9 protein-coding genes are annotated in these 13652 nt (G+C 46.8%); 5 read left to right on the top strand and 4 right to left on the bottom strand.

Translation table 11 applies throughout. The annotated features are described in order from the left end of the window. Positions 1 to 5 precede the first annotated feature (5 nt). Positions 6 to 1739 (top strand): hypothetical protein, encoded by a 1734-nt coding sequence (locus tag Q4Q46_RS09305; RefSeq protein WP_311905793.1) that lies wholly within the window; start codon positions 6 to 8, stop codon positions 1737 to 1739. An 82-nt stretch (positions 1740 to 1821) separates the two neighbouring features. Here Q4Q46_RS09305 and Q4Q46_RS09300 read toward each other — a convergent pair whose 3' ends face one another. After that, positions 1822 to 2178: a DUF7716 domain-containing protein gene (locus Q4Q46_RS09300; protein ID WP_300479586.1), complete on the bottom strand. Its 357-nt coding sequence runs from the start codon at positions 2176 to 2178 to the stop codon at positions 1822 to 1824. 531 nt (positions 2179 to 2709) lie between these two features. Between Q4Q46_RS09300 and Q4Q46_RS09295 the strand changes: the two genes are divergently transcribed. From Q4Q46_RS09295 to Q4Q46_RS09285, 3 genes are all read left to right on the top strand, one after another. After that, positions 2710 to 3960: a dicarboxylate/amino acid:cation symporter gene (locus Q4Q46_RS09295; RefSeq protein ID WP_311899454.1), complete on the top strand. Its 1251-nt coding sequence runs from the start codon at positions 2710 to 2712 to the stop codon at positions 3958 to 3960. 267 nt (positions 3961 to 4227) lie between these two features. Continuing rightward, the gene (locus Q4Q46_RS09290) at positions 4228 to 5346 is read left to right on the top strand and encodes an FUSC family protein (RefSeq protein ID WP_311905792.1); all 1119 of its coding nucleotides are present in this window, start codon (positions 4228 to 4230) and stop codon (positions 5344 to 5346) included. A gap of 133 nt (positions 5347 to 5479) precedes the next feature. Next, entirely contained in the window at positions 5480 to 7525 is a 2046-nt protein-coding gene (locus Q4Q46_RS09285) for a M14 family metallopeptidase (RefSeq protein WP_311905791.1), read from the top strand. A gap of 25 nt (positions 7526 to 7550) precedes the next feature. On the opposite strand, the gene Q4Q46_RS09280 is transcribed toward Q4Q46_RS09285, so the two are convergent. Further along, positions 7551 to 8318, bottom strand: a complete 768-nt coding sequence (locus tag Q4Q46_RS09280; RefSeq protein WP_311905790.1) for a class I SAM-dependent methyltransferase — start codon at positions 8316 to 8318, stop codon at positions 7551 to 7553. A gap of 276 nt (positions 8319 to 8594) precedes the next feature. Here Q4Q46_RS09280 and Q4Q46_RS09275 point away from each other — a divergent pair, with 276 nt between their 5' ends. Next, positions 8595 to 9380, top strand: a complete 786-nt coding sequence (locus Q4Q46_RS09275) for a DUF4097 family beta strand repeat-containing protein (protein WP_311905789.1) — start codon at positions 8595 to 8597, stop codon at positions 9378 to 9380. 488 nt (positions 9381 to 9868) lie between these two features. On the opposite strand, the gene Q4Q46_RS09270 is transcribed toward Q4Q46_RS09275, so the two are convergent. Together Q4Q46_RS09270 and Q4Q46_RS09265 are read right to left on the bottom strand one after the other, a co-directional pair. After that, positions 9869 to 11020 carry an RNA/DNA-binding domain-containing protein gene (locus tag Q4Q46_RS09270; protein ID WP_311905788.1) on the bottom strand — a complete coding sequence of 384 codons (1152 nt, stop codon included), beginning with the start codon at positions 11018 to 11020 and terminating at the stop codon, positions 9869 to 9871. Beyond that, the gene (locus tag Q4Q46_RS09265; RefSeq protein ID WP_342455070.1) at positions 10999 to 13626 is read right to left on the bottom strand and encodes a TrlF family AAA-like ATPase; all 2628 of its coding nucleotides are present in this window, start codon (positions 13624 to 13626) and stop codon (positions 10999 to 11001) included. The genes Q4Q46_RS09270 and Q4Q46_RS09265 overlap by 22 nt, the downstream gene beginning before the upstream one ends. Between the last annotated feature and the right edge of the window lie 26 nt (positions 13627 to 13652).

Below are 13652 nucleotides of genomic sequence, written 5' to 3'. Positions count from 1 at the left end.
ACAAGATGTTTAAACCTAAACTGCTCTCTTTGCTAATCGCCACCAGTTTGCTGACGGCATGTTCTGGCTCAGACGATAAAGATGACACCACCACGACGCCAGAGCCGACGCCTCCTACAGAATACGCACATAAAGTCACAGGTCAGGTCACTTATATCGGCGCTATCGCCGGGGCCAACGTGTGCGTCGATCTCAACCAGGACTTAAGCTGCTCTGAGGGCGAACCTAGCACAACGACGGATACCGATGGTAAATATCAAATAGATTGGAAAAGCGAGACCGAAAAACCGAACTATTACCTGCTGGCAAATTGGGTTGATAGCGCGCCGTCATCTGCACGCTCAGCATTGGCGATGAGCTCCGCCGCAGCTAACACCAGTGCCACCACTGGCGGCATGAATATCGTTGCCCTGCCCGATCATGCGGGTCATATCAACGCGCTGACCAATATTGAGTTTTCACGCTATCGCAAGATGATTGAGGCCGACTTAACGCCACAGCAAGTGATTGAGTTCCGCGCCAAACTCAAAAACCTATACGCCACTGGATTTAAACAAGTCGAAGCCGATTTATTTAGTCTTTCGCCCGAAATCACTCTGCAACCCACATTTCTCGACACCCTGCTGTTACACGATTACCTGCTAAACCTCACCAATGAGCGCACAGTGGAAATTTTGGCGGCCATCGAAGTGTTAATCGCCGCATTTGAAGCCTTCGAGAATTTAATCCTAGGGTATGGTTTTGGCACTGAGGCCTACCTGCAAACTAATCCTGTCGCCGTCACCAATAAGGTGGAGAGCACCTTAGTGTCCTTCGGTTATATGGAAGCGCCGGTTGATGACAAGGCGATGAACAGCACTGACTGGGATACAGTGTTTAGCAGCATGCTCAATCAAACCGACGCATCTCATGTGCTCAATATCGCAACCGTTCGTAACAGCCATTTTGTCAGCTTAGATTATGGTAATGCTGACCAAACTCTTACTGGGGTATTTTCAGGTGACGCTGTGATGATCTTCGACAACACATCGGGAGAGGAGGTCCCTACAGAATGCTGGAATGAGCCGATGAAGAAATGGATCAATGCCTCGCGTAACGACCAAGGGTATGTCCTTAAAGAACCTGTGATTGAAGGCAATCAATTAAAAACCGTTTATGCCGGCACTGAAGTTCCTGTCGAAATAAATTTCCATAAGTATCAAAACACGGCCGCTGACTGGCAAGATTTGCTGGCAAACCTCCCGAGCGACCTCAAACTGGCGTCACTCAGCTGGCCTTCACAAATATATCGCATGGATATTAAGCAAACGGCCGACGTGTTATGCCGCGAAGAAGATCCCACCACCTATGAAACGGGCGTAGAAACCGCGAGCGAGCTTTCTACTGGCTTGATCGTGGAGCTATTGTGGCCCTTCGCTTACCCCGAGAGTTACGTTGAGGACTCAACGAATAAGTTCACCATTCTCGATAGCTTCGGTCAGCCTGAAAGCCAACATGAATGGAGCATTAGCACCAGTCAAAATGGCGGCAAGCTGCTAACTATCACTGAAATTGTGGAGGATCCGATTGCTAGCCAGATGGTGCAACCGAGCTACTACCTTGTGACCTCAAACTTGCTGACTGAAGTTGAGCTAAACACGGCATTTGATACGACTGACAATAAACAGTTATATCGCTTTACCTACGACCAAAGCTTCAGCAATACCCTGCACAACCACTTTAAGTCGCTAGCAAAGTAAAGCTTACTCCATCCGCGCCCCTGAGTTGATTCCTCGGGGGCGCTTGTCTCAGCTTAAGTCGCGACGCCCCACAAAGAACCCATCAGAGGCTGATAAACGCATCTCGCTCATAGTAAAAGATAATAGCTTCAAGTAGTTCCTGTTCACTGGGCTGAGCTTTTTGCTGCTTAAGATTATCGATTACATCTTCGATTTGATCCATATTGAGCAGATAGCAATAACCATTGTTTATCAGACTATCTTCAAACTCATCGATTTCTTCATTAGACCAATCCCTCATATCATCGACAATTGGCAGTAGCCGCGTGGTCAGTTGGAGAATTTCATTTTCCGCAGTATCTTGATAAACAAGCCAATATTGTAAGCCTCGCTGAGTAATACACTTATTAACCCAGCTTTTTAACGGCTCTGATTCGCCAAGGAATGATCCTATATCCACCAATGTCTCCTTCATATTAACGTCAGAGTGACATGTTAACTTGCTTAAAAAATATAAGTCTATGGCTTTGAGTTAATCTGCTCCTTCCAATCACTTGCAGTCAGTTCATCCATAAATAATGGAAAAAACGGGTTGTATACCACAGAAAAAACTACGCAAAGGTTAAAATTGATACTTTCAACAGTCGTTATATCTACCCAACGCGACTGTGCAACCTAACGAAAAATCACAATTCATCAATCTGGCAACTAAAATCGCACCATTAAATAAACTTTATTCATTTTTAAGCCGCTAAATTTAAGTATTATTCATTTAATGTTGGCGTGATTTAGACTTTGGTTATTTTGAAACCAAGGTTGGTGATGTTTCACAATCCCCTGCTATGCAATTGTGGTACTTTAGCCGGACAAAAAAAGTGTCGGGCATTGGCTTTTAGCCTAGAGTAGGCCTTAATCACTAAGGTTTACGGCGTCTAGATTCAAATCTCCTACATCACACAAAATGCTGCGGCAACTGGGGAGTTTCGCAAGAATGAAGAGCAAGAGTTTATTAGGCAACATTGGTGTGCAAGTGGTTATTGCCATGATTATCGGCGCGCTAGTCGGTTTTATCATGGGCGAGAGTGCAAGCGTGTTTGCACCACTCGGAACCATTTTTATCCATTTAATCAAAATGCTAGTGATACCACTGGTGTTAGTTTCTATCATCAGCGGCGCGGCAAGCTTAGGCGATAGCCCATCGGCAGGTAAGATAGGCATTGGCACTTTTGGCTTCTTTATCGTGACATCAGGCATCGCCGTAGTACTGGCGTTGGTGATGGGCAATCTGTTCCAACCGGGCGCGGGGGTCGATTTCACTGCCCATAGCAGCCCAGATTTGATGGAAGTGACTAAGGAACACGGCGCATTGCCAGGGGTAATGGATACCTTTATCGGCATGATCCCAACCAATGTGTTCGAATCGCTGAACGGCGGTAACATCTTACAAATCTTAGTCTTTAGTATCTTCTTCGGTATCGCGCTGACCAAGGTTAAAGGCGATGGCGCTAAGCCAATTTTAGCCGCACTCAACACTGTTGTTGACGCCTTTGTGTGGATGATCAACTGCGTGATGATCATTGCGCCTATCGGTGTATTTGGTTTGATGGCCGATTCTGTCGGCACCTTCGGTTTCGATGCCTTAGAAGTCGTATTTAAGTTATTCGCCGTGTTTGTGGCCGCGATTCTGATTTACGGTTTTATCTTCTTCCCATTGGTGGTGCAGCTCTTCTCGAGAGCCTCGGCACGCCAGTTTATTTCGGCGATGAAAAAACCTCAGGTGATGGCATTATCGACCGCCTCTTCAATGGCGACACTGCCGGTGAATATGGAAACCTGCGAAGAAGATCTTAAAGTCTCTAAGGCAACCACAGCCTTCGTGCTGCCGTTAGGCGCCACGATCAATATGAGCGGCAATGCGATTTATTATGGTTTAGTGGCCATGTTCTTCGCCCAAATGTATAACGTCGATTTGTCGATGACAGCCTATGCAGCCATCATCTTCACCTCAACCTTAGGCGCAATTGGCCAAGCGGGTGTGCCCGGTCCATCATTCTTAGTGGTGGCAGTGTTGTTAGCGGCTGGCATCCCTATCGATGGCTTACCTTTGCTGTTTGCCTTAGACAGAGTGTTTGACATGATCCGCACCGCACTTAATATTACTGGCGATGCGGCTTGTGCCTTGATCATGGATAAATACACAGAAGTTAACGTTAAAGCGGATAGCGAGCGCAGCTTAAGCTAGCGAAACAGTCACTCAAGGCTTCAAATATCGGCTTGAATAGGCAAGGCTTATTCAAGCCTTTTTTATGCCCGCTGTTAGATATACCGAACTCTATCCTACTGATTTATTATCACTTAATTGAAATTAATGTGATCTTGGCGGCGCCTTGGACTAAGCTCAAACGGCGCTGCCTCGCAATTCGTATTTCTTTATCTGCCAAGCCACACGGACGCGACGTCTTTCTGCGATAATAGTTTGGCTATCATCAGCCCAAAGGAGTGTTGCATTATGTCCGTATTTGCCCCTGCAAGCCCTTTTGCCGACTTTATCTATCGCCATTTCCGCGCCATTCATGCCCTTAAACTTGGCCTCGCCTTGCTGATTGCCGTCACCATTAATGCCATTTGGTCGCCGCCACATTTTATTTGGAGCATGGTGACGATCGTGATCATTATGATGAGCCTGCCACAGGTGGGTGGTGCGATTGAAAAGTCCCTGCAAAGGGCGGTAGGCACTTGTTTAGGTTCTGCTTATGGCGTGATGTTAGTCGCCACTATCGACAGTTATTGGCTGATTATGGGGCTACTGATCTTAGCCGTCAGCTTGATTTGTTTTATCTCGGCGGGACGCTACAGCTACGCCTATCTCGTGGCAGGATTTACCATCATCATAGTGGTCGGCGATGCTAACCATGATACTTCTGAAGCGCTGTGGCGCACAGCCAACATACTCTCAGGCTGCGTGATTGCTATTTTAGTCTCGCTATTTATTTTCCCAATCAAGGCCAAACAAGACTGGCGCAGCCAGCTCGCCAATGCCATCGACAATATGGCAAAGGTGCTCACCCAACATTTACACGCTCCCGCTAACCATGATTTAGATTTTCGCGCCGAACTCGAAGCGGCCATGAAAGCGGTATTAACCCAAAAGAAGCTGTTTTTCTCCCTAGAGTGGGAAAGCCAAACCTTAAAAAAACATAAAATACTGCTGGCGGAATTGGTCAATAAACAGGTTCGGCTGATCACCCTACTCGAATTGTTGCCTTTGAGTCGCTGGCAGGAAGCCGACAAAGAGGCATACCACCAAATCAATCGCGTCGCCGCCGAGCTTACCGCCCATCTTCAAAGGCTGAGTGAATTTGTCGCAGGTAAAACCGCATCTTTACCCACGCTGCCCACCGCCCTAGGGCAAGAGTTGCAACTCAGATTACAACTCAGCTTGGCCGCCCAGACGCCGAATTCAGCCCCTTTGACAAATGAAGTCGCGCAGGGATTTGCCCTCACGGGATACGGCTGGCTTATCTATCAACTCGCCATCGCCGTCGAAGCCCTCTACGCCGATATCGAGATTATCGAAATCGCCTATAGCGGACAAACCGTGTTACACAAAACTGCCAAGCGTTCATAAGCCGTTACCACGGGGAATCACAGCTAAAAATCACTCTCGCGAACCAAGATAACCCCTTGACCGCCCTTGCGTTAACGGGGCGTTTAATGAAAAGATACCGTCCTAATAAAAATTCGATATATGGACTCTTTTCATGCGCTTATTTTCCCTTTCCGTTATCGCTATTGCCTGCCTTTCTGCGGGCAGTCTCTACACTGTCGATGCTGTTGCCAACGATGCAAAAACCTTAGCTCAAGCATCTACTGATTTGCCAACCTCAACGCCAGTCGCTGCGGCGCAAACCGTCACCGACAAAACGCCAGTTGAAACCCCAGTAGCAACAGCGCCACAAGATGTAAGTCCAGCTGCGAATACCCAAGCAACCGAACCCGCTGCGGCTGTCGCAACCGATGCCACCACTGTAGCGCCAGAGCCCGCGCCTAGCCCTGAGCGAGCCAACACCTTTGTCAACGATGCCATTTTACCGCCGAGTATCACTTGGCATGGCGCCAGCGAATCGCTCATGTTGAGTGTCGATAACGAGTGGGCTACGCCCTTTGAGCAAAGTAGTGGCATTGAAAGTCCGAGCTACGATGCCACTATCGCTTGGCTCGACAAACTTGCGGGCGAGTCAGATAAATTACAAAAGGTTAGCTTAGGTAAGAGCCCACAGGGCCGCGATATTTGGATGTATATCGCCAGCAGTGAAGGCATTAATGAGTCGGCGCGCCTCAAGCAAAACACTAAGCCAACGGTTTTAGTGCAAGCAGGGATTCATGCAGGAGAAATCGACGGTAAAGATGCCGGCATGATGCTGCTACGCGACATCATCAAGGGCGATAAAAGCGCCCTGCTGGATAAAACCAACCTCTTGTTTGTGCCTATGTTTAGTGTCGATGCCCATGAGCGCAGCGGCGAATTTAATCGCGTGAATCAACGTGGCCCAGTGAATATGGGCTGGCGCACTACCGCAAATAATCTCAACCTTAACCGCGATTATGCCAAGGCCGACAGCTTAGAAATGCAGCACATGCTGCGCGCAATCAACGTGTGGCAGCCAGACTTGTATATCGACGTGCATGTCACCGACGGCATCGATTACCAATACGATGTCACCTTTGGTTATAACCTTGCCCAAGGGTTAAGCCCAGCCAGTTACCGCTGGCTCGAAAACAGCTACAGACCCGCAGTTGAAGCGGCATTAACCGAGCAAGGCCATATTCCCGGCCCGCTGATTTTTGCCGTGGATAACGCCGATATCACCAAAGGCATGTCGCTGTGGAATCCAAGTCCGCGCTTCTCTAACGGTTATGGTGATGCGCGCCATTTACCGACTATTTTGATTGAAAACCACAGCTTAAAATCCTTTAAACAAAGAGTGCTCGGCACCTATGTGATGTTAGCGCAAACCCTCAAAACCGTGGGTGAACAGGCGACGAAACTTAAGAGTGCGATTCAAGAAGATAAATACCGCGCCTCACCGCTAATCACCCTTACTTGGAAATTAGCACCATTAGAAAAAGGCTGGGATTTTAAAGGCATAGATTATCTACTTGAAAAGAGCCCCATCAGTGGCGCTGAAGTTGTGCGCTGGACAGGTGAACCAAAAATTTACCCTAACTTGCCTGTGATGGCTGAAACAGTGCCCGACATTAAGGTCACTCGTCCGAGTGCTTACTATATTCCAGCGCAATGGACTCAAGTGATTGATCGTCTTAACGTGCATGGCATTCGCATGACCACGCTCAAAAAGCCAACCGAGTTGAAATTGCAGCAATATACCCTCAGCAATCCCGTGTTTAGCACTAAGGATTTTGAGGGGCGCCAAACGGTCAAAGCCGAGTCAGAGTTAACCAAAGTCAGCACCACTCTGCCCGCTGGCACCATTAAAATCAGTACAGATCAACCGCTAGGCGATCTGGCGATTTTACTGCTTGAGCCGCAATCACCAGATTCTTTACTGCAATGGGGTTTCTTCAATCCTATCTTCACTCGTACTGAATACATTGAAGATTATGCGGTAGAGCCACTGGCGGCCAAGATGCTGAAGGAAGATCCTAAGCTACAAGCGGAGTTCGACAAAGCACTGACCAATGCCGAGTTTGCCGCCGATCCTGAGGCACGCCTACGCTGGTTCTATGAACGTAGCCCTTACTACGATAACCAATACCTTAAGTATCCGGTTTACCGTAGTCGTTGATCATCGCGATTACAAAAGGCTGTGATTAAGCGGGTTTACGCGCACTGATGCTATACACCAAGGGCACCTTCTGCCCTTGGTGTGTTAACACATAACGACCATCGGCTTGCGCTTCGAGCCCTTCAAAGCAGTTATAGGGGCTGAAATCAAACTCGTGGAAGAACTCCAACACTAAGCCCGCCTGCAATAACGCATTGATCACTTCAGATAGACTGTGCGACCAGCACATTAAGGTTTGCTGATCATCACCGGTATTTTCGGTATATGTGCCTTCCTGCTCTATGTCTGGCTCACCCCGATTAAAATAGCTATAGCCATCGAATAGCTGCTGCGCAGGATGGAACTCGGCTATGTAAAACTGTCCGCCGGGTGTTAAACAGGCAGCCACTGTCTGCGCCCATAGAGTTAAATCCGGCAACCAAACAATGGCACCATAGGACGTAAACACAATATCGTGAGGCTCAACCTTGCTCGCCACACTGTAAACATCGCTACAGATAAACTCGGCGGACAACTGTGTCCGTTCTGCCAGTTTTTGCGCTTCAACAATCGCGACCTCTGACAAATCGACGCCTGTGACTCTGGCTCCCATTCGCGCCCACGACAAGGTATCTAAGCCAAAATGGCATTGCAGATGCAGCAAGCTTTTACCTGCAACCTCGAGTTCACCTAGCTCAATTTCCCGCAGCGAAGTCTTACCACTAAGAAAGCCCGCCACATCATAAAAATCAGAAGTTAAATGTACCCGAGTGCGCGCATCCCAAGCCGTCTTGTTCGTCGTTAAATAATCCATCTGCATCCCTTCTTATGTTTTTTGTATTTTCTGTATGTTTGCCCGGCCAGACCTATGAGGCTCAAGCTAACTTAATAAATGAGCAATTTCACTAATCTGTGAGTAAATCCCTCATTCGGCGGACATGTCCGCACAGCCAAGTGCGGACACTTTTAGGTTAACTAATTGATTATGAATGAAACTTAAAATTGGCATGGGCTGTGCAATGTCTTGTCCATCGCAAGACGACTCAGCGCTCACCCGAATAACGAGTGCCAGATAAACAAGGAAGCTAACATGTCACTACGCCCATTTATATTCACCCTCGCTTTTATATTGGTGTTTACCGCAGGGGTATCGCTCACTGGCTGCATTATTAATGTCAACGCCGCTGGCATGCCCGATTTAGACCACCAGCAACGCGAACTCACACTCGATAGCCAAGACTTACAAGGTCTGATTGCCGAGACTGGCGCAGGCAGCCTCGAAATTATCGGTGTCGAAGGGCTAACCCAAATTAAACTCGTCGCCGACATCTATAGCAATAAGGACGGCAACGACGACAGCAAAGTCATTCTCACTCTTGAAAAAAAGGCCAACAAGGCCAAGCTCAAGGCCGATTTTGAACAAAGCGGTTTTAATAATTACTCGCCCTATATCGACCTAAAACTGCAAGTACCTGCGAATTTAGCACTGGATATCGATGACGGCTCAGGTGCCATTTTGATCAGCAAGATGACAGCAGATATCAATGTCAAAGACGGTTCAGGCGAACTCATCATCAACGGCGGTAACAATGTCAGCATTGATGATGGTTCAGGGGATATTGAAGTCAGCCGAATCAACGGCAGCCTCACGATTGACGATGGCTCTGGCGCAATCAAGGTAACTGATATTCGCGGCAATATCGCCATCGATGATGGTTCAGGCAACATCGAAGTCGCCAATGTGCAGAGTCCTGTGACCATCACAGACGGATCAGGCGACATTAATGTCTTTAACACTAAGGGATTAACGATTCTTGCGGCAGGTTCTGGTGATGTGAAATTTAACAAAATCGACGGCCCAGTAAGCATGGAATAACGCGCCGTTTTACCACCCTACACCCAAAGGTTTTACCCACTTCCCGGCGTAGAGACTGATGTTGCAACGGTTCCCAGCCAAGATGTCAGTCTTCTACCCACCCTTTTAAGCGTATGCCCGACTTATGCATTTATGCCACTAACCCCTTGTAGTGGCATTTTTTTAGCTCTCGATTCTTACTTCTTCAGCTCAAAATCAGGCCTAAATTTGATGGCGACGAAATCTTAAAAAATTGATTTATCATGGAATTTAATCGTTAAGCTATTAAGCACTGTCATTCCAGTGACTCGCCGTGAATATGTCCCTATAGGCTCGACCGTGGCATCCATGCCACGAACGGTCACTTCCATGACAGTGCTTAATTCCGCGAGCTAAATCGTATTCTGTTAGCCTTAAACGGCGCCTAAGTGTAAGGTGAGAACCGAGCTAAAAATCTCAGAAGGTGCCATATCTTTGAGCAAGTTAGCCCTCCGAGCAGCGCTCGCTGTTTACTGAACTCGTTTGATAATAGCTTTAAATACATTGCCAGCCTTGTCGTCAATAAATTCAATATCGGGGTAAGCTCTTATCGCCCGTTTTATGCCGCTCCCCAAACCACGATATGGCAACACTTTTGGAGCGAAAGAAGCCAAAATTGGGTTTCTAACGTTTGAGTTGCCCATCTTAATATTTTCTATCGTTAAATTATTAGGCAAGTGACCTGGGCTAACTATTTCAATCCGATCTGTAAACACCAAAACCTTAACTGGTGCAGATACGAAGTAGTCACGATGAATAAGCGCATTGGCAATAAGCTCTTCAAGCACTATTCGCGGTATTTCAGGCTCACCCACAGAGTTGATGCTTTGCTCATTCTGTACATGGCGAATGTTAGACAGCACAAAGCCGAGAACCTTTTGGAACACATCCGAAAGTTTGCCGTTAATATCCTGACTGTCGATGTAATGCTCATCTTCAATATCAACACCAGGGAAAGCGACCGCTTTTACAATAAAAACGGGCAAGCGTACTTGCGGTCTTGAAGCGAATAGAAGAGAACCACAAATGTTTAGTTGACCGTTTTTTGCCAAGTTCATGTTTTCAAGTAATTGAACGCGAGATACTTCTTGGTCTTCAACCCGTTCGCTGTATTCTCTCTCGAAAAATGCGTCAAAAAACTCTTGGTCGATGTCCGCAACTGAACTTCCGCCTACAGGGATCTCATCAGCATGTATCAGTGCTGCTTCTTGAAACATTCGTTGGAGCTCTTCGCGTGCTGTCACTCTGCGTTTATCAGAGCCACTTTTAACCCAGATATACCCATTAGTATCCATGTAAGGCTTGTTCAAACCAGCTTCGACGGTTACTAGCAGCACCTTCCCAGTTGGCAAAGTGAAATTTTGAGTCATTGGATTTATTGCTGGCCTAACGTTATTAGATGCAGCATTAGAGATCCGATTATTAATCTCTCGGATATTTTCGTCAGTCAACCCTGAAATAGATCCATCGTCGTTTACACCAACGAGAATGTAGCCACCTTTAGAGTTGCAAAATGCGGCCATTTCAGAGGCCAATGAGTTCTCATTATTAATGGTGGCTTTAAACTGATGCCTTGAGTCTTCACCGTTGGCAATAATAGCTAAGAGTTCTTCGGTTTCCATGCTTCATATACCTGCTTACGTTTTTCGAAGGCTTCGGCACCGCCTTCCATAATACTAACAATGCGTTGCTGAACTTCAGCACAGTCAATGCTGCCAGTGACTAACGCGATGTGGTCATCTTGATACTCACAGGCTATCACCTGTTCCGCATCACCCAGTACAGGAATATTGGCGTTGTGTGTTGCAAAGATAAACTGAGTAAAGGGCTTGATCTCTCGAATAAGCTTGATGACATCATCATAGATGGTTTGGTTATCCAAATCGTCTTCTGGCTGATCAATAATCACCACATCATTTTCTTGCTGGCTCAACACAAACAGCATCAAGGCAGATGCTCGCTGCCCCAAAGAGTGGTGTGCCAGTGCTTTACCATGATATTCAATAGTGAACACATTAGGGACTTGCCAAGTTAATAAAGAGTTCAAATGTTCTTCAAAGTGCTGCCAAAAAGTATCAGAAGAACCACCAAGTAAGATATCTACTTCTACTTTATCGCGATAGACAGCAGCAAAATCACTAAAACTATTCACCACTCCCTGCAACGTTGCTTCACGAATACGGCTCCCTCGATACAAATCTTGTATGTGCTTCAGCATGGCGGCTTTATTCGCCTTAAACTGCGGCACAATTTTAAGTGGAGAATCAACCCGATTTATCTTGCCCAGCACCTGCTCAATGGTGCGGTACTCTTCCAGCCATAGATCGTTAAGCTGTGCTAATTCACGTTCCAGCGATTGATTCAAATCCGCATATTGCTGCTCGCTTTTGTCTAGCACGGTTATCATTTGTTCGGCTTGATCTAATAGGCTTTTAAGCTGCTTAAACTCCTGTGGGCTAATTGCCTGTGCACCAGCTTGCTTAAGCTCTGTGGCCAGCTTGCGTTCAATCTCCGCGAACTCTTCCTTCAGCGCCTGCTTTTGTTGCACAAAACCAGACAGCTTCTGCTGTAATAGCGCAACAGTATTGTGACCATTTAACACCGTTTGCTTGATGCTATCAAAGCCTGCAATCAACTGCTGATAAGTTTCAAAAAAATCATCAAAAAACACCTGATTCTGGGCAGATTTATACAACGCCTGATTCTTTAGCTCATCCTCAAAGCTGGCGACAAAACTATTGAGATCAGAAAGATAATGCTCGGCACCTTGAATAACTTGCTGCGCTTTGCGTTCGTCGCGGTCAAAATCAATTTGCTTTTGCAGCTTGCTCTCTACACCGTGTTGCTGATAGAACTTGAGCTTAAATACAGCATCTTGCTTTTTCTGCAACCATTCTTGCTTTTGCGTTGCCGCTCGGGTGAGGCGTTTAATCTGATTAATCACATCAACCACACGTTGACGGCCTTGCTCAATTTTTTGCCGAACGGGCACCAGCGCTTCGCCAAGTAGCTTTTCAATCAAATCCTTTTCAAAGCCAGCACCCGTGCTGGAAAGATCTTTCTGGCCAAAATAAATCGGCTGATGCAATACCGTTTCACGTACCGACACTCCCGGTTGCAACTGACCATTCACATACACATCGGGGCGCTCACCCAATATACGGCGAATTTGATAGGGCTGACCGCGGCGGTCAATGGCGTCGATGGTAATTTTTCCACCACTGCGCAGTAAGTGCTTTACTAGACTCTCTTTGTATTCCACATCCGACGACTTATCGCCAAAGGGAATATTCAGCGCGTAACGTACCCCTTCCAACACGGATGATTTACCACTGCCACGAATGCCAATCAGGGTATTGAGCTCAGGCGAAAGGCAAATTTCTGTGCCACCTAAAGTACCAGCCCCTTCAAAGCAGATTTTTTGAATATAAGAATGCTTATAGCTGGGCAACTCGGTCCGGACTCTGGAAGCTTTGTCGCGCAGCGCAAACTTCACCGCTTCAAAGCTGAATGAACCAAGTTTTAGGTAGCTTGCCTCTTTACGGGCCGCCATATACGAAAGGTTCTTGGCATCACAACCTTCCACTTCCGCTGGGTATAAATTACCTAATACCTGCAGAACCTTCGCGCGCTCATCACGGGTTCGCACTTTTTGAAAAGCCAACGCTCTGCGTCTTACTGCCGCGTTATCAAATAGCTCTTTTATGCGCCCTGGTGCAAGGCCGCCCCATAAGCCATTGGGCGCTTCAACGTGAGCAAAAATGAGAAAATAATCTTTATGGAATTTATCTAACTCTCGAACAGAGTCGACAATATCATGGTTCGATCGTGCATTTTCTTGTTCAAAGTTTGCTTGGCCTGCGAATGTAACACTAAGAAAACTTTGGATGTAATTCTCATTCTCTTTGTTATGAAACCATTCATCGGAAAATACCACTAAAGTATGCACACCAGCTTGTCCATCTTTAATGGATAGCTCAATGCCAGGCAACAAACCAATGCCTGACTTTTTGGCATTCTTGCGCAGAACTTTAAATTCATGCAGATCGAACTTATTGTGGTTGGTAATCACACCAAGGCCAATACCAGCGTTAGCTAGCGCCGTGACATACTGGTTTGCATAGTCGTTCTCCTCACCACTATAAGTAAACTCTTTATCGGCGCGAGTATGGAGGTGGAAGTCAGCCTTTAACCAGCGACTTCCATATTCAAAAACTTCACTATTCATCATCAAACTCCTGCAATCCAATCAAG

The organism is Shewanella vaxholmensis (genome assembly GCF_031932135.1).
Taxonomy (GTDB): Bacteria; Pseudomonadota; Gammaproteobacteria; order Enterobacterales; family Shewanellaceae; genus Shewanella; species Shewanella hafniensis.
Note: the sequence above shows the minus strand (reverse complement) of the source record. Positions and strands in the feature narration are given on the sequence as shown.

Excerpts from the sequence above, each read along its gene's own strand:
- Q4Q46_RS09305 (WP_311905793.1), top strand. The coding sequence starts at position 6 with ATGTTTAAACCTAAACTGCTCTCTTTGCTAATCGCCACCAGTTTGCTG.
- Q4Q46_RS09295 (WP_311899454.1), top strand. The coding sequence starts at position 2,710 with ATGAAGAGCAAGAGTTTATTAGGCAACATTGGTGTGCAAGTGGTTATT.
- Q4Q46_RS09290 (WP_311905792.1), top strand. The coding sequence starts at position 4,228 with ATGTCCGTATTTGCCCCTGCAAGCCCTTTTGCCGACTTTATCTATCGC.
- Q4Q46_RS09285 (WP_311905791.1), top strand. The coding sequence starts at position 5,480 with ATGCGCTTATTTTCCCTTTCCGTTATCGCTATTGCCTGCCTTTCTGCG.
- Q4Q46_RS09280 (WP_311905790.1), bottom strand. The coding sequence starts at position 8,318 with ATGGATTATTTAACGACGAACAAGACGGCTTGGGATGCGCGCACTCGG.
- Q4Q46_RS09275 (WP_311905789.1), top strand. The coding sequence starts at position 8,595 with ATGTCACTACGCCCATTTATATTCACCCTCGCTTTTATATTGGTGTTT.
- Q4Q46_RS09270 (WP_311905788.1), bottom strand. The coding sequence starts at position 11,020 with ATGGAAACCGAAGAACTCTTAGCTATTATTGCCAACGGTGAAGACTCA.
- Q4Q46_RS09265 (WP_342455070.1), bottom strand. The coding sequence starts at position 13,626 with ATGAATAGTGAAGTTTTTGAATATGGAAGTCGCTGGTTAAAGGCTGAC.